Annotated in this window: 18 protein-coding genes and 1 pseudogene; 8 read left to right on the top strand and 11 right to left on the bottom strand. The window is 74.7% G+C overall.

All coding sequences use genetic code 11. From position 1 onward, the window contains the following. The first annotated feature begins 20 nt into the window (after nucleotides 1-20). Together LEP48_RS13960 and glmS are read left to right on the top strand one after the other, a co-directional pair. Nucleotides 21-281: a hypothetical protein gene (locus tag LEP48_RS13960; RefSeq protein ID WP_225566211.1), complete on the top strand. Its 261-nt coding sequence runs from the start codon at nucleotides 21-23 to the stop codon at nucleotides 279-281. An 89-nt stretch (nucleotides 282-370) separates the two neighbouring features. Beyond that, the gene (gene glmS / locus LEP48_RS13955; protein ID WP_225566210.1) at nucleotides 371-2,221 is read left to right on the top strand and encodes a glutamine--fructose-6-phosphate transaminase (isomerizing); all 1,851 of its coding nucleotides are present in this window, start codon (nucleotides 371-373) and stop codon (nucleotides 2,219-2,221) included. On the opposite strand, the gene LEP48_RS13950 is transcribed toward glmS, so the two are convergent. The 3 genes from LEP48_RS13950 to ddaH all read right to left on the bottom strand — a co-directional run bounded on the left by LEP48_RS13950 (nucleotide 2,208) and on the right by ddaH (nucleotide 6,053). Next, a complete protein-coding gene (locus LEP48_RS13950) occupies nucleotides 2,208-3,707 on the bottom strand; it encodes a zf-HC2 domain-containing protein (RefSeq protein WP_225566209.1) in 1,500 nt (499 codons plus the stop codon). The two genes, glmS and LEP48_RS13950, sit on opposite strands and share 14 nt — an antisense overlap. Nucleotides 3,708-3,948: 241 nt before the next feature. Then, nucleotides 3,949-5,154: an ornithine cyclodeaminase gene (locus LEP48_RS13945; protein WP_225566208.1), complete on the bottom strand. Its 1,206-nt coding sequence runs from the start codon at nucleotides 5,152-5,154 to the stop codon at nucleotides 3,949-3,951. Continuing rightward, entirely contained in the window at nucleotides 5,151-6,053 is a 903-nt protein-coding gene (ddaH, locus tag LEP48_RS13940; protein ID WP_225566207.1) for a dimethylargininase, read from the bottom strand. Before ddaH ends, LEP48_RS13945 begins: the two co-directional genes overlap by 4 nt. 136 nt (nucleotides 6,054-6,189) lie before the next feature. On the opposite strand from ddaH, the gene LEP48_RS13935 reads away from it, so the two are divergent. The 3 genes from LEP48_RS13935 to LEP48_RS13925 all read left to right on the top strand — a co-directional run bounded on the left by LEP48_RS13935 (nucleotide 6,190) and on the right by LEP48_RS13925 (nucleotide 10,122). Further along, a complete protein-coding gene (locus tag LEP48_RS13935; RefSeq protein ID WP_225566206.1) occupies nucleotides 6,190-6,651 on the top strand; it encodes an Lrp/AsnC family transcriptional regulator in 462 nt (153 codons plus the stop codon). Between the two features lies 1 nt (nucleotide 6,652). Further along, nucleotides 6,653-7,609: a hypothetical protein gene (locus tag LEP48_RS13930; RefSeq protein ID WP_225566205.1), complete on the top strand. Its 957-nt coding sequence runs from the start codon at nucleotides 6,653-6,655 to the stop codon at nucleotides 7,607-7,609. A 176-nt stretch (nucleotides 7,610-7,785) separates the two neighbouring features. Beyond that, the gene (locus LEP48_RS13925) at nucleotides 7,786-10,122 is read left to right on the top strand and encodes a beta strand repeat-containing protein (RefSeq protein ID WP_225566204.1); all 2,337 of its coding nucleotides are present in this window, start codon (nucleotides 7,786-7,788) and stop codon (nucleotides 10,120-10,122) included. 73 nt (nucleotides 10,123-10,195) lie between these two features. Here the strand turns inward: LEP48_RS13925 and LEP48_RS13920 are convergent, their stop codons facing one another. The 3 genes from LEP48_RS13920 to LEP48_RS13910 form a co-directional block, all read right to left on the bottom strand. Beyond that, nucleotides 10,196-12,556, bottom strand: a complete 2,361-nt coding sequence (locus LEP48_RS13920) for a bifunctional metallophosphatase/5'-nucleotidase (protein ID WP_225566203.1) — start codon at nucleotides 12,554-12,556, stop codon at nucleotides 10,196-10,198. A 117-nt stretch (nucleotides 12,557-12,673) separates the two neighbouring features. Continuing rightward, nucleotides 12,674-13,078, bottom strand: coding sequence for a DUF3817 domain-containing protein (locus LEP48_RS13915; RefSeq protein WP_225566202.1), 405 nt, complete (start codon nucleotides 13,076-13,078; stop codon nucleotides 12,674-12,676). Nucleotides 13,079-13,194: 116 nt separating this feature from the next. Further along, nucleotides 13,195-14,358 (bottom strand): GNAT family N-acetyltransferase, encoded by a 1,164-nt coding sequence (locus tag LEP48_RS13910; protein WP_225566201.1) that lies wholly within the window; start codon nucleotides 14,356-14,358, stop codon nucleotides 13,195-13,197. Nucleotides 14,359-14,451: 93 nt separating this feature from the next. On the opposite strand from LEP48_RS13910, the gene LEP48_RS13905 reads away from it, so the two are divergent. Then, complete coding sequence (locus LEP48_RS13905) at nucleotides 14,452-15,030, top strand: GNAT family N-acetyltransferase (RefSeq protein ID WP_225566200.1); 579 nt, start codon at nucleotides 14,452-14,454, stop codon at nucleotides 15,028-15,030. A gap of 45 nt (nucleotides 15,031-15,075) precedes the next feature. Here LEP48_RS13905 and LEP48_RS13900 read toward each other — a convergent pair whose 3' ends face one another. Then, nucleotides 15,076-15,870, bottom strand: a complete 795-nt coding sequence (locus LEP48_RS13900; RefSeq protein WP_225566199.1) for an SDR family oxidoreductase — start codon at nucleotides 15,868-15,870, stop codon at nucleotides 15,076-15,078. 88 nt (nucleotides 15,871-15,958) lie between these two features. Here LEP48_RS13900 and LEP48_RS13895 point away from each other — a divergent pair, with 88 nt between their 5' ends. Beyond that, nucleotides 15,959-16,330, top strand: coding sequence for a nuclear transport factor 2 family protein (locus LEP48_RS13895; protein WP_225566198.1), 372 nt, complete (start codon nucleotides 15,959-15,961; stop codon nucleotides 16,328-16,330). Nucleotides 16,331-16,375: 45 nt separating this feature from the next. On the opposite strand, the gene LEP48_RS13890 is transcribed toward LEP48_RS13895, so the two are convergent. The 3 genes from LEP48_RS13890 to LEP48_RS13880 all read right to left on the bottom strand — a co-directional run bounded on the left by LEP48_RS13890 (nucleotide 16,376) and on the right by LEP48_RS13880 (nucleotide 18,118). Continuing rightward, complete coding sequence (locus tag LEP48_RS13890) at nucleotides 16,376-16,762, bottom strand: RidA family protein (protein ID WP_225566197.1); 387 nt, start codon at nucleotides 16,760-16,762, stop codon at nucleotides 16,376-16,378. Nucleotides 16,763-16,839: 77 nt separating this feature from the next. Further along, on the bottom strand, nucleotides 16,840-17,415 hold the full coding sequence (locus tag LEP48_RS13885; RefSeq protein ID WP_225566196.1) for a GNAT family N-acetyltransferase: 576 nt from the start codon (nucleotides 17,413-17,415) through the stop codon (nucleotides 16,840-16,842). A 46-nt stretch (nucleotides 17,416-17,461) separates the two neighbouring features. After that, nucleotides 17,462-18,118 (bottom strand): DNA-binding response regulator, encoded by a 657-nt coding sequence (locus tag LEP48_RS13880; RefSeq protein WP_225566195.1) that lies wholly within the window; start codon nucleotides 18,116-18,118, stop codon nucleotides 17,462-17,464. A 95-nt stretch (nucleotides 18,119-18,213) separates the two neighbouring features. On the opposite strand from LEP48_RS13880, the gene LEP48_RS13875 reads away from it, so the two are divergent. Continuing rightward, nucleotides 18,214-19,164: an oxidoreductase gene (locus tag LEP48_RS13875; RefSeq protein WP_225566194.1), complete on the top strand. Its 951-nt coding sequence runs from the start codon at nucleotides 18,214-18,216 to the stop codon at nucleotides 19,162-19,164. Nucleotides 19,165-19,251: 87 nt separating this feature from the next. Here LEP48_RS13875 and LEP48_RS13870 read toward each other — a convergent pair. Then, a pseudogene (locus LEP48_RS13870) lies at nucleotides 19,252-19,346 on the bottom strand (superoxide dismutase); the annotation flags it as partial.

Raw genomic sequence — 19,346 nt, 5'->3', positions numbered from 1 at the left:
AGGCGGCGCATGATGACGTGGTGATCGACGCCGACCTCGTGGCCCAGGTGGCCACCACGACCGGGCTCTCCCCGGCGGAGGCCACCCGCGTGGCCGAGGACGTCCTCGCCTGGTACCGCGAACCGGTGGAGGACTACGTCCGGCGCCGGCACGCCACGTTGCGCACCTACGGGCGCCGCAACGAGGAGATCTACGCGCAGATCGTCGCCGAGCTCGGCGAGCGCCTCGTGGCCGCTCCCGAGCTCACCGAGCGCCAGGTCCGGCGCGTCATCTACGGCTAGGCATCCACGGCCAGGCAGCAACCACAGCAGGGCAGCACCCACGGCCAGACGACCGTGGCCAGGCAGCAACGACGGCTAGGAGCAGAACCATGTGCGGAATCGTCGGCTACGTCGGCCCCCAGCAGGCCGCCCCCGTCCTCGTCGAGGGCCTGACGCGCCTCGAGTACCGCGGCTACGACTCGGCGGGCATCGCCGTGCTCAACCCGCGGTCGACGGCGCACCCGTCGCGCGTCGTGCGGGCCAAGGGGCGCGTCCGCGACCTCGAGGCGGCGCTCCCGGCCCGCCTCGCCGGGACGATCGGCATCGGCCACACGCGCTGGGCCACGCACGGCGAGCCGAGCGAGGCCAACGCGCACCCGCACACGTCGTTCGACGGCCGCGTGCACGTGGTGCACAACGGGATCATCGACAACTTCGCCACCCTGCGCAGCCGCCTGGCCGTCGACGGCGTGGAGCTCACCTCCGACACGGACACCGAGGTGGTCGCGCACCTCGTGGCCCGCGAGCTGGCCGGCCAGGACGGTGCCGGGCTCGGCTTCGAGGACGCCGTGCGTGCCGCGGTGGCGCAGATCGACGGCACGTACGCCCTCGCCGTCCTCGACACCGCGAACCCGGACCGCATCGTCGTGGCCCGCAACGGCTCGCCGCTGCTGCTCGGCGTGGGCGACGGCGAGATGTTCGTCGCGTCCGACGCCTCGGCGATCGTGCGCCACACCAGCCAGGTGGTGCTGCTCGACGACGGCGACTTCGCGTCCGTGACCCCCGACGGGTTCCGTACCTTCACCGCCGACGAGGAACACACCGCGCGCTCCGCCGTCACCATCGACCTCACCGTCGAGGAGCTGGAGCTGGGCGGGCACGCGCACTTCATGCACAAGGAGATCCACGAGCAGCCCGAGTCGGTCGAGCGCATGCTCACCGGGCGGCTGGACGACCGCTTCGGCACCGCCAAGCTGGGCGGCCTCAACCTGGACCCGCGCGAGCTGCGCCGGTTCACCCGCGTGAAGATCCTCGGCTGCGGCTCCGCGTACTACGTGGGCCAGCTCGGGGCGTCGATGATCGAGGACCTCGCCCGCATCCCCGCGGACGCCGAGCCCGCGAGCGAGTTCCGCTACCGCAACCCGATCATCGAGCCGAGCACCCTGTACGTCGTGGTGAGCCAGTCGGGCGAGACCGCGGACACGCTGTTCGCCGTCCGCGAGGTGCAGCGCAAGGGCGGCACCGTGGTCGGGCTCGTCAACGCCGTCGGGTCCTCCATCGCCCGCGAGGTCGACGGCGGCGTCTACCTCCACGCCGGCCCCGAGGTGGCGGTGGCCTCGACCAAGGCGCTCACGCACATGTCGATCGGCTTCGCGCTGCTCGCCCTGGCGCTCGGCCGCGTGCGCGACCTGTCCCACGCGGACGGCAAGCGCATCATCGCCGGGCTGCGCGCCGTCCCCGGCCAGATCGCCCAGATCCTCGCGGGCGAGGAGGAGCTCGCGCTCGCCGCGAAGGAGCTGGCCCCGGCGCCGAGCCTGTTCTTCATCGGCCGCGTCCGCGGCTACCCCGTGGCCCGCGAGGGCGCGCAGAAGTTCAAGGAGATCACCTACCGTCACGCCGAGGCGTACCCGACGAGCGAGCTCAAGCACGGCCCGCTCGCGCTCATCAGCCCCGAGCTGCCCACCGTCGCGGTCATCCCCGACGACGACCTGGTGGAGCGCAACGTCACCGCCGCCCAGGAGATCCGCGCCCGCGGCGGCGCCGTCGTCGCGATCACGCACCCCGGCGTGGAGCTGGGCGACGCCGCCACCCGGCGCATCGAGGTGCCGCGCAACGAGGTGGAGCTCGACCCGATCCTGCTGACCATCCCCACCCAGCTGCTCGGCTACCACGCCGCCGTCGCGCTGGGCGAGGACGTGGACCGGCCGCGCAACCTGGCCAAGTCGGTCACGGTCGAGTGACCTCGGGGCGCCGGTCGGGCGCGCCGTGCGGCCTGTCGCACCCGCGGCCCAGCTCCTGGAGCCGCACCCGCGGTTCGACGCCGGACGGTGCCGTCACCGTCGCGTCGACCGTGCCTGGGCGGTGACCCCCGCTGCAGACGGACCAGCGGTGCCGGCCGTGGCGACGGTCCACGACCGAGACCCAGCGGTCGGGCGTCGTGACGCGGGTGATCACCGCGCCCTGGCCCTCGACGTCCACCCGGTAGAGGCGCGGCAGCCGTGACGCCGGGACGGTCAGCGTGACCGTGTGTTCCACGGTGTCGGGCGTCGGGGCGGGGGTCGATGGCGTGGGCTTCGGCGACGGCGTGGCCGACGGCTTCGGCGCCACCGGCGAAGGCTTCGGCGACGGGGTGACGGGGGCCGACGGTGAGACGACCGGGGCTTCCGTCCGGGTCGGCGCCGGTGCCGGTCGCTCGACCGGGGCGGCGTCGTCCGCGGGCGGTGCCGCCGTCGGCGCAGGCGACGGCGCAGGCGACGGCGACGGCGCCGCGCTGCGACGTCCGGCGGGCTCGTCCTCGGCAGGTGGTGGCACGCTCGCGGACGCGCTCGGCGACGCGCTCGGCGACGCGCTCGGCGACGCGCTGGGCACCGCGGGCTCCGCGCTCGGGCCGGACGGCGGCGCGACGACGGGGGCGCTCCCCGGCCCGCGGGCCGCCACGGCGCCGGTCGGATCCCCGCCACCGAGCAGCACGCCCGCCACGACGACGGCGGCCACGACGGTCGTCACCCCGGCGACGACCGCGGCCGGCGCGGCCTGCACTACCTGCGTGAGCCGACGCGCCTGCCCGGCCAGCCACTCCCAGCCCCCGGCGACGACGGCGCCCGCGGGCCCGAGGCCGGCGAACCCGGCAGCGCCCGTCACCGCGGCCGGCATCGCGCCCACGACCATCGGCGCCGCACCGGCGCCGACCGCCTCGGCGAGGACCAGCGGCCCGGCGTCGCGCACCGCCCAGGTCGCCTCCCGCACGTCGATGAACGCCCGCATGCACCCCTCGCACCCGAACAGGTGCTCCTCGAGCACGCTGCGCCGGTGCGGGGAGAGCCGCCGCCGCGCGTAGTCGTGCAGGGCCGTCCGGGTGTCGACGCAGCCCGGCGGGCACGTCCGGGCGTGCGCGGCGGCGAGCGCCCTGGCGAGCCGCTGCTCCGCGGCCCGCAGGTGCCGCCCGACCGACCGGGAGTGCGACCCGAGCGAGAGGGCGATCGTGTCGAGCCCGCGGTCCAGGACGTACCTGTCCCACAGCAGCCGCTGGTCCCCGTACGGCAGCGTGGCCAACGCCGTGCGCAGCACCTCGGGGTCCGCGGTCCCCGGCGCTCCCGGGACGAGGTCCCCGCCGTCCGCCGCCATGGCCCGCATGGACCGGAGCGCGGCGTCGACGCCGGTGGCGCGCCCGGTCCCGAAGGCGCCCGTCGGTGCGCCGTCCGAACCCGCCCTGTCCGTCGTCGTCACGCGTCCCCCCGTCCTGACCACGCCGGATGCCTACCGGGCCGCGGTGCACCGGGCCATGATCGCAGCGAGGGGGCCCCTGTGGGCAAGTCCACACGGCACGTTCCCACGACGAGTCCGCGCGCACAGGTTTGCCGGCCCGCGCGGTGCCCGCGCACAGGTCAGCGGCCACCGGGCGCCGACGCCGGTGCGACCGCCGCCTCCGCCCGATGGCCGCGTCACCCTCGGGTGCCCGCGTCGCGCCCTACGCGATGGCGCTCTCGCGGGCGTGCGGGCGGGTCCGCCCCTCCAGCCCCATCAGCCGGTCCAGCGAGTGCCGGACTGCGTCGGCGTCGGCGCCCCCCGCGTCGCGGACGAGGGAGAACAGGTCCTTCGGGTCGGCGGGCTCCGCGATGAGGTCGAGGTGCGCCAGCAGCTCCGCGGGCACGTCGTCGCGCACGAGCCGCAGCACCGTCCAGTCCTCGACGGCGAACCCGACGGAGTCGAACACGGTGACCTGGGTGCGTCCCGTGGTGGCGTCGAGCGGGGACCGCTCGCCCACGCCGCGCTCGAACGACTCCCCCGCGCCCTGCGGCGCGCGCACCGTCTCCCGGCGCCCGGGGCGCCGTCCGGTGACGATCTCCCAGAGCTCGGTCACGGCCAGGTCGGGGGTCTGCTGGATCTCGCCCTCGATCCGCGTCTGCGGCTCGTACTCGACGACGACGTCGGCCGCGTGCAGGATGCGCGGGTCGAGCTCGGTCTTGCCCGGGCAGTCGCCGCCGATGGCGTTGACGTGCACGCCCGGGTGGGCGAGCTCGGTGACCATCTCGAGGGTGAGCACGGTGGCGTTCGCCTTGTCCGCGGTGCACGTCGTGATGATGTCCGCGCCGGTGACGGCGTCGTCGCCGCTGGTCGCCTCGTGCACCTCGAAGCCGAGCGCCCGGGCGTTGCGGGCGAGCTTGGCGCGCGCCGCCGGGTCGGTGTCCCAGGCCCGCAGGTGGGTGACGCCGAGCGCCGCGCGCATGCCGAGCGCCTGGAACTCCGACTGCGACCCGCAGCCGATCAGCGCCAGGGTCCGGGAGTCCTGCCGGGCGAGGTGACGGGCCGCCAGGGCCGACGTGGCCGCCGTGCGCAGCGCGGTGAGCAGGGTCATCTCGGCGAGGAACGTCGGGTAGCCGTTGTGCACGTCGGCGAGGACGCCGAACGCGGTGACCGTCTGGAAGCCGCGCGCCGGGTTGCTCGGGTGCCCGTTGACGAACTTGAAGCCGTAGGTGGCGTCGTCCGCCGTCGGCATGAGCTCGATGACGCCGTCGCGCGAGTGGGTCGCGATCCGCGGCCGCTTGTCGAGCTCCTCCCAGCGCGCGAGATCGTCGGCGAGGGCGTCGATCAGGCGGCCGATCACGGCCTCCGGTCCGCGCTGGGCGATCCAGCGGGCGGTGGCAGCCACGTCGAGGAACCCGACGGTGGTCATGCGACGGCCTCCGTCCCGCGCAGCTCGAGCGTGCAGCACTTCACCGAGCCGCCGCCCTTGAGCAGCTCCGACAGGTCGATGGGGACGGGGACGAACCCGCGCTCGCGCAGCCGCGCGTGCAAGCTGGTCGCGCGGTCGGTGAGGAAGACGTTCCGGCCGTCGGAGACGGCGTTGAGGCCGAGCACGAGGGCGTCGTCCAGGGTGGCGAGGATCGCGTCCGGGTAGCGCTCGCGCAGCACGCGCTGCGACTCGGCGCTGAACGCCTCGGGCAGGTAGGCGACGGTCGGTGCGACGCCGGGCCCGCCGCCGTCGAGCACGGTGAGCGCGGTGTCGAGGTGGTAGAACCGCGGGTCGACGAGCTCGAGCGTCACCACGTCCACGCCCAGACGCTCCGCGACCTCGGCGTGGGCGGCGCGGGTGGTGCGGAAGCCGGTGCCGGCCAGCATGACGTCGCCGGCGAGCAGCAGGTCGCCCTCGCCCTCGTCGTACTCCGCGGCCTGGCCGATGCTGGTGATGCCGTACCGCGCCCCGCTCTCGCGGAACCATGCCTCGTAGGCCGCCCCCTCGGCCTCGCGCTCGGGGAAGACGAACCGGGCGGCCAGCGCGCGACCGCCCACGACGACGCCGCCGTTGGCGGCGTAGACCATGTCCGGCAGGTCGGGGACGGCGGTGACGACGTCGACCCGGTGGCCGTGCGCCTCGTACGCCGCCTTGAGCGCCTGCCACTGCACGATGGCGCGACCGCGGTCGACGGGGACGTCGACGTCCATCCACGGGTTGATGGCGTAGACGACCTCGAAGTGCGTCGGGGGGCACATGAGGTAGTGCCGCAGCGTCGCGGCACGGTCGGTGGTCAGCTCGGGGGCGGGGGTGGCCCGCGGGGGTGTGATCGCCGTCATACTCGGGAGGCTACGAGTCGCCTCGTTGCGCGCCACGGGCGATTCGTTGCGCGTATCGACGCCAGACGTGGCGGATCGAACGTGACGGCTGAACAATTCGACGCGAGGCGTCGGATCCACGGGGACGGGAGCGCGGATGGACGGGGTCAATCGCAGGATCGTCGGGCACCTGCTGCGCGACGGGCGGGCGACGTACGCCGAGATCGGCGCCGCGGTCGGGCTCTCCGCGCCCGCGGTCAAGCGCCGGGTGGACCTCATGCTCGCGCGCGGGGAGATCGCCGGGTTCACCGTGCGCGTCGCGCCGGAGGAGCTCGGCTGGGGCGTCGAGGCGTACGTCGAGCTGTTCTGCCGCGGCAACGTCTCACCCGCCACGCTGCGGCGCGACCTCGCCGCCATCCCCGAGATCGTCCGCGTGGACACCGTGACCGGCGAGGCGGACGCGATGGTGCAGATCATGGCGGGGGGCATGGCCGACGTCGAGCGCACCGTGGAGGCGATCCGCGCCAGCGGGCGGGTGGACAAGACCCGCACCTCGCTGGTGATGACCCGCGTCATCGACCGGCCGGCACGGCCGGGCTCCCCCGGGGCGGAGGGCTGACGTGCACCCGCGGAGGAGGTGGCCGAGAGCCGGCACGGACGCCGCGGCGGCCGGCGCGCTCGCGCTCGGCGTGCTGGCGCTCGGCTCCTGCACGCCCGACGCTGAACCCGCCCTGCCCGACGACGTCGCCGGCGGGCTGCGGGTCGAGCTGCGGCAGGACCGCACGCAGTACGCGGACCGCACCGCCGCTCTGAAGGTCGTCAACGGCTCGGACGCCTCGCTGACCCTGCTCGGCGGGTCGCTCAGCGCGCCCGGGTTCGGGCCGAGCGCCCCCGACGGCGAGCCCAGGGCGCGTCCTCTGGCGCCCGGCTCGAGCCGCGACGTGCGGATCCGGCTGGGCGAGGTCGACTGCGCCACGGCACCGGACGCCGCGACAGCCACGGCCACCGTCCGGGTCGCCGTGGAGGCCGCCGACGACCGCGTGGACGACGACCGCGTGGACGACGACCGCGTGGACGGCGACGGCGGCGGGACCGAGGTGGAGGTGCCGGTCACCGACCCGTTCGACCGGCTGGCGACGGTGCACGCGCAGGTGTGCGCGGAGCGCCTGGTCGCGACCGGCGTCCGGCTGCAGGTGTCCGACGTGAGGCCACGGCCGGTGGCGGGCGACGACGGCGAGGAGGCCGGGCTCCGGATCCTGCTCGACGCCGAGCCGGTCCCCGGTGGCCCGACCGTGCGGATCGTGCGGATCTCCGGGACGACCCTGCTGGCTCCCGTCAGCGGCGCGTCGGCCTGGACGGGCGCGCTCGTCGAGCCGGGAGCGGGCGGTCGTGTCGCGCTCGACGCCCTGCCCGCCCGGTGCGACCCGCACGCCGTCGGCGAGGACAAGCGCGGCACGTTCCTGCCCGTCGTCGCGGCGGTCGACGGCGTCGAGCAGCCGGTGGTCTACGTGCCGATGGACGACGGTCAGCGCGCGGCGACGTACGACGCGATCCACGACGCCTGCGGCTGGGCCTGACCCCCCACGACGCCCCGGTCGTCACCAGATCGTTATGAACTGGCTCACACTTCACCCTTCTTTATTGAGGGTGCATCAGTAGTGTCTCCTCTGACCCGTCGACGACGACGGTCCACGGCCCTGCGCCGTGCCGGACGCCCGCGGTCATCGTTGAAGCGGGCTGGAGTGAGGCTCCGATGAACTCGACATCTCCCGTACCCCGTAGATCACACGGACCGACGATCTCGACGATCGCGGCCATCACCGCCCTGGCCCTCGCCGCGCTCGTCGCGCTCGTGGTGCTCGTGACCCTCAACAGCCAGGTGGCCGACGGCGCCGTCCAGCTCGACGCCGGCGCAGGCCAGGTCTCCGACGGCGCGGGCCAGCTCGCCGCCGGGAGCACGCAGCTCGCGTCCGGCGCGACCGAGCTGTCCGGCGGCGCGTCCGACCTGTCCGACGGCGCCTCTCGCCTCTCGGACGGCGGCAGCGACCTGGTGGCGGGCACCTCCCGCCTCGTCGAGGGCTCCGCCGAGCTTCGTGACGGCCTGGTCGACAGGCTCCAGCCGGGCACCCTCGAGGCGCTCGACGGCATCATCGAGCTCGAGGACGGCACGCGACGGCTGCACGACGGTGCGGGCGACCTCGCCGACGGCATCGTCCGCGCCGACAACGGTGCGGGCCAGCTCGCCGACGGCACCAGCAGGCTCGCCGACGGGTCCGCGGACCTCGCCGACGGCACCGCGCAGGTCGCGGGCGGCGCCCTCGCCGTCGCGGACGGCAACCAGACCCTCGCCGACGGCGCGGGCCAGCTCGTCGACGGCAACCGTCAGCTCCTCGATGGCGCCGGCACGCTCGTCGACGGCAACCTCCAGATCGCCGCCGGAGCCACCCAGCTCGAGGACGGGAACGTGAAGGTCGCGGCCGGAGCCACCAGCGTGGCCGCCGGGACCGACGCCCTGGTCGCCGGGGGCGAGAAGCTCGCTGCCGGCTCGGGCGCACTCCAGACCGGAGCCACGGACCTCTCCGCCGGCGTCGGGAGCCTCGCCGACGGTCTCGACAGCCTCGTCTCGTCGGGGAACGAGCTCGCGCAGGGCGCGCAGGCCGCTGCTGCCGGTGCCGAGCGGGTCGCGGCGGGCGCGAGCACCCTGGCCGACGGCGCAGCCGAGCTGCGTGCCGGCACCGCGCAGGCGGCCGGTGGAGCAGCCGATGTCGCGGCAGGCGCCTCGGAGCTCTCCGGTGGGATCAGCAATGCCGCGAACGGCAGCGACACCCTTGTCGGCGGGCTCGACCAGGTCGCCGGCGGCGCTGCCCAGGTCGCCGGCGGGACCGCCCAGCTTCGCGACGCCCTCACGGGACTCGCGGCCGCGACCGAGGACCCCGAGCTGAAGGCCAAGCTGCAGCAGCTCGCCGGTTCTGCGACAGACGTCGCGAGCGGAGCCTCGGACGTCGCTTCCGGGGCGGCACAGAGCCGCACCGGCGCGGGCAACCTCAACGCTGGCCTGCACGACCTCGTCGACGGCTCCGCGTCGCTCAAGGCGGGCGCGGCGGCGTTGAAGGACGGCACCGCCACCGCCGCCACCGGAGCGGCCCGGCTCTCGGACGGGGCGACCGACCTCAAGGCCGGCGCGAGCGACTTGCGCACCGGGACGGCCCAGGTCAGCGGTGGAGTCGCCGCCGTCCTGGACGGCGGCAGCAAGCTGCGTGACGGCGCCGTGACCGCCCGGGCGGGCGCGAACGCGCTGGTGTCCGGGTCGACCGCCCTGAACACGGGCGTCACGGACCTCGCGACCAAGAGCACCGAGCTCCAGGCCGGTGCCCACCAGGTCGCCACCGGGGCGGACCAGACCGTCGCCGGGGCCAAGAAGCTCGCCGTCGGAGCCACCGACGCCGCAGCCGGGGCCACCGACCTCCACACCGGCATCGGCACGGTCTCGGCCGGAACCCGGTCGCTCGCCACCGGGGCGAACACCCTCGCGGACGGCTCGGCGGACCTGTACGTCGGGTCCTTCGCCGCCGCCGTCGGGGCCGAGACGGTCGCGGCCGGCAACTCGGACGCTGCGGCGGGAGCCGCCGAGCTCGCCGCGGGGCTGCCCCAGCTGGTGGACGGCAGCGCCACGCTCCGCTCGAAGCTGGGCGACGCCAACACCGGCGCCGGCAAGCTGGTCGACGGCCTGGACCGCATCGCGGTCGGCGCCGACGACGCCGCGGAGGGCATCCGCAAGCTCGACAACGGCGCCGTGGAGCTCGACGAGGGGGCCACCGAGCTCTCCGACGGGGCCACCGAGCTGGCGGACGGCGCCGTCCTGGTGTCGTCGGGCGCGACGCGCCTGGCTGCCGGCAGCTCCGACCTGTCCGAGGGTGCGACGACCCTCTCCGAGGGCTCGGTCGAGCTCGCCGACGGCACCACCACCCTGCGCACCGAGGTGGAGAACAGCCCCGCCGGCACGATGTCGATGGCCAGCAGCATCCTGCTCAGCCTCGGCCTGCTGGCCGGTGTGGCGGCGGTCGTGCTCCTGGTGCGGCGGCGCGCCTGACCTGACCCGCACGAAACGAACGGCCTGGCTCGAGGTTCGAGCCAGGCCGTTCGTGCATCTCAGCGGGGTCGTGTCAGTGGCGGAAGCCTCCGAAGATCACGTCCCAGAGGGACTTGACCTTGATCTGCTGCGTGACGGTCGCCGCCTCGGTGGCGTCGTCACCGGAGTACCGGACCTCGACCTCCACCGTGCCCGGGCTGAACGGGCCGACGCGCAGCCTCGCCTCGCCCCGCCGGTCGAGCCGGTCGGAGTCCACCGGCCGCTGCTTGATCACGGCGGTGACCTTGCCCGTGGGCGTGCCGTCCGGGGACTCGACGGTCACGTCGAGGCGCGGCCGCTGGAACCACGCGATGACGGTCGCCGGTGCGTCGACGGTGATCGTCGGCTGCGCCTTGGCAGGCTCGGTGACCTCGATCGGCACCGTGATCTCGGTGCCGGTCGCGGCGCCCGTGAGCGTGAGCGCCGTGGTGCCCGCCGGGGCCCTCGCGGGAAGCGTCACCTGCACGGACGCCGTGCCGACCTCGTCGAAGACGTCGCTGCCGACGGTGCTGTCCACCGCCGCGGTGCCGAGCTCGGCACCGTCCAGGGAGACGGTCAGCTCGGCGTCCGTGACGTCGGCCGAGCCGGTCATGGCCCAGGACGAGACGTCGAACGTGACGGTGTCCCCGGGGGCGTAGGCGTCCGGAGCGTCGGCGGGGAACGACACCCCGACGGCGTGCTGGGCGGGGTCGACCTGCAGGGCGGAGTCCGCCGCGAAGGTCGCCATGTAGTCCACGAAGGCCGACAGGTCGATCTTGCCCGTGTCGCGGGCGCCCGTGCCGTCGGCGAAGGCGCGGAAGTTGTCGCCGCCGGTGGACAGGAACGAGTTGACCGTCACCGAGTACGAGGTGTCCGTGCCGATCGGCTCGTCGTCCAGCCACATGCCCGTGATCCGGTCGCCCTCGGGACGGGCCGGGTCGTAGGTGTACTCGAAGCCCGCGGAGACGCCGAGGCGCAGGAACGGCCGGCTCGGCACCTTGCCGGTCGCGTCGCGCTGCCACTGCTGCTCCAGGACGGACTTGATCTGCGCCCCCGTGAGCTGCATGTTCACCAGCGTGTTGGCGAACGGCTGCACCGTGGCCGCCTGCTTGTAGGTGACCGTGCGCGGGAACTCGCCGTCGCCGCTGCCCACGAGGTCCGCGCGCAGCCCGCCCGGGTTCATGAACGCGATCTGGGCGCCGCCGGCCTCGGGGGTCTCGGTGGCCCAGCGCTGCACCTCGGCCACGAGGTTGCCGAGCGTGGACTCGCCGCCGCGGTTCTCGACCAGCACGTCCTCGCCGGTGTCGGGGTCGACGCCCCAGCGCTGCGCGCGGTCGAGCTCGCCGCCGATCTGCCCGAGCGGCTCGGCGCCCAGCACGTCACCCTCGGCGACGGCATCGGCGACGATCTCGGTGACCTCCGGGGCGGCCGGGTAGTTGCCGGAGAGCGCGAGGATCCCCGTCGTCACGCCCTGCACCTCGCCCGAGTCGGGGTCCACCGAGTACTCGAGCTGGTTCAGGTTGGTGCCGTACTGCCCTGCCGAGACCACGGGCCGCTCCGTGACGGCCTGGCCCGCCCACTCGTCCACGGGGAACGCGCAGTCGTAGGCGAGGTGCGTGTGGCCGGAGACGATCGCGTCCACCTCGGGGCTCACGTCGTTGACGATCGACGCGAACGCGTTGCCCGCCGTCGGCATGGTCGCGCACTCGGTGGTGGTGGCGCCGTCGTGCACGAGCAGGACGACGACGTCGGCACCCTCGGCCTTGAGGGCGTCCGCCTCGGCGTTCGTCGTCTCGACGATGCTGCGCACCTCGAGGTCCGCGATGCCGCTCGGGCTGACCAGCGCGCCCAGCTCCTCGGTGACGGCGCCGACGAAACCGACCTGGACGTCGCCGAAGTCCTTGATCCACGACGCCGGGACCGCGTCGTCGCCGGTGGCCCGGAGCTTGAGGTTGGCCGCGACGTACTGCCACTGCGCGCCGCCGTAGGGGTTGGTGTCGGCGTCGTACGGCGCCAGCACGCGGTTCATCAGGTCGTCGTAGCCCTGGTCGAGCTCGTGGTTGCCCACGGCCGACACGTCGAGACCCGCGGCGTTGAGGGCGTCGATCGTCGGCTTGTCGTGCTGGATGAAGGAGTCGAACGTCGAGGCGCCGATGAGGTCGCCGGCCGCCGCGAAGACGGTGTTCGGGTTCTCGGCGCGCAGCTGCTGGACGGCGCCGGCGAGCACCGCGGCGCCCGCCTCGGCGCCGTTGGCCGAGATGCGGCCGTGGAAGTCGTTCGTGGCGAGGATCTGGACGTCGACGGGGTCCGCCGCCTGGGCCGGCGCGACGCCGGCGGCGGTGACCCCGGCGACCGCGAGGCTGAGGCTCAGCGCCCCCGCGGTCCGTCGCCTGAGGGTGGGACGAGCTATGGACATGTGCACGCTCCTGTGGATGCGATGGTTCGACCGCCGCCACGCTAGCGGGGCCCACCGACCTTGGCGTGTCCGCGGGGGTAACGATCCGGGAAACCTCGATGGCGCCCCAGCGGCGTATCAGCCCACGCGCTCGGGCACGTCCTCGCGGGCGGTGCCGTCGTGCTCGCCGTCGTGCTCGGCCGAGGCGGCCGCCGTCGGCGCGCTCAGGTGCCCGGTGCGTCGCAGCCACCGCTCGGCGAGCAGCGTCGTCAGCGGCGGGACGGCGGCCGCGAGCGCCACCAGCGTGCGGAACCAGCCCCAGCGCAGCCGCACCGCCACGACCAGCGCCACCACGACGTACGCGACGAACGCGGCGCCGTGCAGGCGGCCGAACAGCCACACGCCGGCTTCCGTCGTCTCGGTGACGTACTTGAGGAACATCCCCGCGAGCAGTCCCGCCCACGTGAACGCCTCGACCACGGCGACGACGGCGAACGTGCGGCCGAGGCCGGAGAGCGGGGGACGGGCGACGGGCGCGGGCATGGCAGACCTCTCGTGGTGCGGGCGGTACCCCAGTGTGCCCGACGCCGGCCGCGGCACCCGCAAGCGATCAGCGCGGCAGTTCGTGATCAGCGCGGCAGTTCGAACTGCCGCTCTGATCACGAACTGCCGCGCTGATCGGGCCGAGCTGGCTCCGTGAGCGACGCCTGCAGCTCCGCCGACCCGCCCGCCGGGCGGAACCCGAGGGCGACGTTGATCGCCAGCATCGGGCCGTTGGTCTCGTTGTTCCACGTCGAGACCCGGCGGGCCTGCGGGCGCACCCGCGCGTGCTCGCGCAGGTTCACGGCCTTCATGAGCATGCCCAGGCGGTGGCCGCGGTGCCCGGCCAGGACGACGGTGCTCTCCTGCTCCGTGAGCTCCGGGCGGTCGTCCGTGAACTGCAGGTACGTCATGCCCGCGAGCGTGCCCGTGGGCACGTGCTCGACGGCGGTGACCAGGACGTCCTGCCCGCGCTCGCGCCGCTTCGCCTCCTCGACCCGGAGCCGGGCGCCGTCCCACCGCTCGGCCTCCAGCGCGAGGCCGCCGTTCGGCTCGTCCTCGCTCAGGCTCTGCTCCAGCGCGGCGAGCTGCTCGACCCACTCCTCGGGGACCGTGCCCTGCCACGTGTGCAGCCGGTAGTCGTCGCCCGCGTGGGTGGCAGCCTCGGCCACGAACCGGTCGATCACGCCGTCCGGCAACGGCAGCTCGAGGACGGAGCGCCGTTCCACGAGCTCGAGCCGCAGGCCCGCCCGCTGGGCGAACCGCAGCCCCGGCAGGTCGCCGGGCACGAGCCCCGGGCCCTCGGCGGGCCCGACCGCGCCCGGTGTGCCCGGCTCCGCCTCGGCCGCGAACTCGACCTCGCCCAGCACCGTCGTCCGCCCGTCCTCGACCGCGAGCTCCCGCAGCCGCTCGGCCAGCGCGGTGCCGATGCCGCGGCCGCGGTGCGACGGCGCCACGGTGACCTGCGCGATCGCCAGGTGCCGGTTGTCGCTCCGCGGGAGCACGAGGACGCCGTGCCCCACGACGCGCATCGCGTGCCCCGCCGTCGGCTCGTCGCCGGAGACCGCGAGCACGTGCCGTCGGTGCGCGTGCTCCTGGTGCGCGATCCCGACCAGGACGTCGACGGCACGAGGGGCGAAGTCGTCGTGCCCCACGTCCGCGAGCGACGCGTGCCGCACGAGGTCGGAGATCGCCGTGGCGACCCACGCGTCCGGATGGTCGGACGAGTCCGGCGTGGGAGCCTCGACGAGGTGCCACGCCGGCGCGGCGGGAGTGGTGACCATCACGTCAGGATGGCCGACCGAGGGGGCTCGGCGCGAGGGAATTTGACCGGTCCACCGGGTGCGGGGCGGTGCGGGAGGCTAGGGTGCCTGACCGTGACACCCGCAACGACCGAGACGCCCCTGCCGGTGACGACCGACCGGCTCGTGCTCCGCGCCTACCGGCCGGACGACGTCGACGCGCTGCTCGCCTACTACGCCGACGCCGAGGTGGCCCGGTACCTGCTCGAGGAACCGTGGACGCCCGAGGACGCGCAGGCCCAGGTGGCGAAGCGGCTCCTGCGCAACGGGATCGACGAGCCCGGCTCCGCGCTGTCCCTCGTCGTGCAGCACGACGGCAAGGTCGTGGGCGACGTCGTCCTGTGGACGACGGGGGACACCGTGTCCCGCGGCGAGATCGGCTGGGTGTTCCACCCCGAGCACACGGGGCAGGGCTTCGCCACGGAGGCCGTGCGCGCCGTCCTCGGCCTCGCCTTCGACTACTACGACATGCACCGGGTCGTGGCCCAGCTCGACGCCCGCAACGAGGCCTCCGCGCGGCTGTGCGAGCGCGTCGGCATGACGCGCGAGGGCCATCTGCGCCAGGACTGGTGGTCCAAGGGCGAGTGGACCGACACCCTCGTCTACGGCGTGCTCGCCTCCGAGCGGCGGCCCGGCTCGCGCGCCGGGGGCTGAGCTCCCGGGCTGCGGAGGCCCGGAACCGTCGAGACCCCGGGCCGGTCAGGACCGCGAGGGCTCCCGGGCCGCGAGGAACTCCGCCCACGTCTGCTTCCCGACGGCGCGGTCCGGGGCGAGGTTCGCGCCCGCCGCGTACGCGCGGGACGCTCCGCCGGGGATGCGGACCGGCATCGTCGGGCGGCGCGACCCGACCGCGTCGAGGTAGTCCCTGATCATCGACCGGAAGCTGTGCACCTCGGGCCCGGCCAGGTCCGGGACCCGGCCCTGCGGGTCGCCCACCGCCAGCTCTACGAGCCGCGCCGCGACCTCGTCGCCCGCGACCGGCTGCGACCGCCAGCCGGACGGGACGGGCACCACGGGCAGCTTCGCGAGCGCCCTGGCCGCGATGAGCACCAGCTCGTGGAACTGCGTCGCACGCAGGTTCGTCCATCGCAGCCCGGAGCCCTCCAGCACGCGTTCGGCGGCCGCCTTGCTGGCCATGTAGCCGAGCACACGGCGGTCGAACCCGCTGCGCAGCGGCACCTTCTCCGCGCCCACCACCGAGATGTTCACCAGGTGCGGGTCGGTGCCGGCCTCGCGCACCGCGCGGACCAGCGCGTGGGCCACCGTCTCGTTGTGGAGCTGGTCGCCGGCCAGGTGGACGACGACGTCCGCGTCCCGCACCGCCGCCGTCAGCCCTTCGCCCGTGTCCCAGTCGCCGACGAGGTAGCGCACGCCGTCGCCCGCCGCGTGCGGGCTGCGGCTGAGGACGGTGACCTCCTGACCGGTCCGCACCAGGCGCGGCACCACGAGCCGGCCGAGGTGACCCGTGCCGCCGGTGACCAGGATCCGTGCCATGTCGACCTCCTTCGTCGCGGGCGCCCGGTGCGCCGTCCTCCTCCCGACGAGACTGCGACGGCAGACGTGACTGCCTACGCTGGACCGCATGACCACCCTCACCCTGGACCGGTTGCTGGGCCTGGAGCACGCGGGCTGGGCGGCGCTGTGCGAGAGCCGTGGCGGCACGTTCTACGGCGACCTCATGACGCCGGACGCGCTGATGGTGCTCGTCAACGGGATGACCATGGACCGCCCGACCGTGGCCGCGTCGCTCGACGGCTCCCCCGCCTGGGACTCGTACGAGATCTCCGAGGCCCGCCGCGTCGACGTGGGCGACGGCGCGGCAGCCCTGGTCTACCGCGCCGAGGCGGTGCGCGACGGCGAGGAGCCGTTCGTCGCGCTCATGGCGAGCACGTACCGCACCGTCGACGGCGAGCCACGGCTGGCCCTGTACCAGCAGACGACGGCCACCCACTGACCGGCGGCGGCGCCCCACCGCCGGACGACGTGACAGCTCGCCCGGTCAGCCCTCCGGCACGGTGGCGACGGCTTCGATCTCCACGAGCACGCCCGGGCGCGACATGGGCACGCTGACGACCGTCACGGCCGTGCGGTGCGTCCACACCTTGCCCGACGCCGAGTACGCCGCGTCCGGGTCGACCCCCGCCGTCAGGTAGATGGTGAGCTTGGCGACGTGGTCGGCGTCGGTCCCCGCCTCCGCGAGGACGGCGAGCACGTTGCGCAGCGCCTGCTCGGTCTGCGGGCCGAGGCCGTCGAGCAGCGTGCCCTGCTCGTCGACCCCGTTCTGACCGCCCACGTAGAGCGTGCGCCCGGCGGGCAGAATCATCCCCTGGGCGAAGGCGGGGCTGGTGGGGATCTGCGGCGGGTCGACGGGGATCGGAGCGGTCATGTCGGTGTCCCTTCCTCGGGGTCGTCACGGACGAGCATGGCGCGCCCCACCGACAGTCGCCACGGCGCCGCCGCGCCTCAGCGAGCGGACGCGAGGCGGGCGTGCACGTGCATGTCGTGCCAGCCGTCGGCGTGCAGCACGGCCTCGCGCCGCACACCCTCCGCGGCGTAGCCCGCCTTGAGGGCCACCCGGCACGACGGCGCGTTGTCGGTGGAGTGCTGGAGCTCGAGCCGGTGGAACCCCGCCCCGAACGCCCACGCCGACGCGACGTCGAGCGCCGTCGGGGCAACTCCCCGCCCGCGTGCCGCGGGTGCGGTCCAGTACGCGATCTCGCCCACCCCCTGCGGGTCGAAGACCTTGACCGCCACCCTCGCCAGCAGCACGTCCGACACCGCGTCCACGACCGCCCAGCTCGCACCGCTGCCGAGCCCCCACCCCTCGCGCCAGCCCTCGAGCGTCGCCCGCGCCTCGTCGTCCGACCCGAGCGAGCGCACGTGCCAGCGCCGGACGGGCTCGTCGTCGTAGACGGCGCGGACGGCGGGCGCGTCGTCCGCCCGCCACGGGCGCAGCAGAGCACCGACCGCGGGAGCCGTGAGCACCGGCTGCCCGTCGGCGGCAAAGGGCGTGATCGTCAGGGGCTGCAGCGAGGGCACGGTGCGATCCTGGCACGGGCGCCTGCCCGGCCGGGTCGCGCGCCGGTCAGACCAGGCCGAGCTCGCGGGCCCGCACCCCCGCCTGGAAGCGGGACTCGGCCCCCAGGGCGTCCATGAGCTCGGCCACCCGACGGCGGTAGGTGCGCACGCCGAGCCCCAGGGTCCGGGCGGCGGCCTCGTCCTTCACCCCCTGGCCGAGCAGGTCCAGCACCCGGGGCGCGAGCAGCCGGATCTCGGCGATCCGGGCGTCGTACACGTCGACGTCGGTGGCGGCGCGCCACACGGCCTCGAACAGCGACGTGACGCCCTGCACGGTCTCGGGCTGCGTGACGACGCTGTAGCTGCGGCGTCCCGCCCGGACGTCCCCGGCGAGGATCGCTACCCGCCGGTCGAACAGGATCGTCTCGTTGAGCTCGTCGGTGGTGATGCGGATCTGCGCGCCGTGGTGCTCGCGCGTGCGCGCCACCCCCCGCGCCGCCACCGGGTCGAGCAGCACGCCGGGGCGGAACACCTTGCGGACCCGGACCTGCCCCCGGCGCTCCCGCGCCAGGGCGTCGAGGTCGTCGGCGACGTGCGTCACCGCCCACATGCCAAGGCTGTTCGCGGCGCACGCGATCTCCGTGGCCGTCGCGAACAGGTGCCGGGTGCGCGCGAGCAGCTCCTCGTCGCCGTGGACGATCGTCACTGCCTCACCGGTCTGCATGCCTCGATCCTCCCCCGCGTGGCAGGGTCCTGCCAACGTCGGCAACAAGCTGCCAGCACCGCGACCCCGCGCCTCCGCCGGGCGAGGCTGACGGCATGAGCACCGACACCACGAGCCCGTCCCTCACCTCCACCACCGCACCCGCCGACGGCCCTGCGACGGCCGGCGCCGCCGGCACCTGGCAGCTCGGCGACGTGACAGTCCGCCGCCTCGGCTTCGGGGCGATGCGCGTGATCGGCACGCTGGGCAGTCCCGTGCCCCGCGACCGCGCCGACTCGATCGCCGTCCTGCGCCGAGCCGTCGAGCTGGGCGTGAACCACATCGACACCGCCGCCTTCTACTTCTTCCCCACACGCTCGGCGAACGAGCTGATCAGCACGGCCCTGCAGCCCTACGCCGACGACCTGGTGATCACCACCAAGGTGGGCCCCTCGCAGTCGCGCGACGGCGTGTTCGAGCCCTATGCCCGCCCGGACCAGCTGCGGGCCCAGGTCGAGGAGAACCTCCGGCAGCTCGGCCGCGACCACCTCGACGTCGTCAACCTGCGCTGGGGCACCGGCCTGTCGACCGAGCCCGGGTCGGTCGCCGAGCACGTCGGCGCCCTCGCGGAGCTGCGCGACGCGGGCCTGGTCCGCCACCTCGGAGTCTCCAACGTGCTGCCCGAACAGCTCGACGAGGCGCTGGAGGTCGCGCCCGTCGTCTGCGTGCAGAACCGCTACGGACTGACGGAGCGGGGCGACGACGGGCTGCTGGAACGCTGCGGCGAGCTCGGCATCGCGTTCGTCCCGTTCTTCTCCATGGGCGCGGCGCTCGCCGGTGCCGTCCCCGGCGGGCAGCCGCACGTGGCGGGCCGGGACGAGATCGCGGCCGTCGCCGCGGCTCACGGCGCGACGCCGTCCCAGGTGCGGCTGGCGTGGACCCTGCACCGCGGGCCGCACGTGCTCGCCATCCCCGGCACCGGAAGCGTCGCTCACCTGGAGCAGAACGTCGCCGCGGGGGCGCTGCGGCTGAGCGACGACGAGATCGCCGTCCTCGACCGGATCTGAGCAGCCGTCCCCGGCGAGGCAGCTCGGCCCCGGCACGGCAGGCATTCCTGCCGTGCCGGGGCCGGGCTGTCGTACGGGGTGTCGGGGTCAGGCGGGGACGATGAGCCCGGCGGTGGCGGTGCGGGCGCGCTCGAGGCGGGCGGCGACGTCCTGCCAGTTCGCGATGTTCCAGAACGCCTTGA

This window comes from Isoptericola luteus (assembly GCF_020297055.1).
Taxonomy (GTDB): domain Bacteria; phylum Actinomycetota; class Actinomycetes; order Actinomycetales; family Cellulomonadaceae; genus Isoptericola; species Isoptericola luteus.
This window is presented reverse-complemented; position numbering and strand designations above follow the sequence as displayed.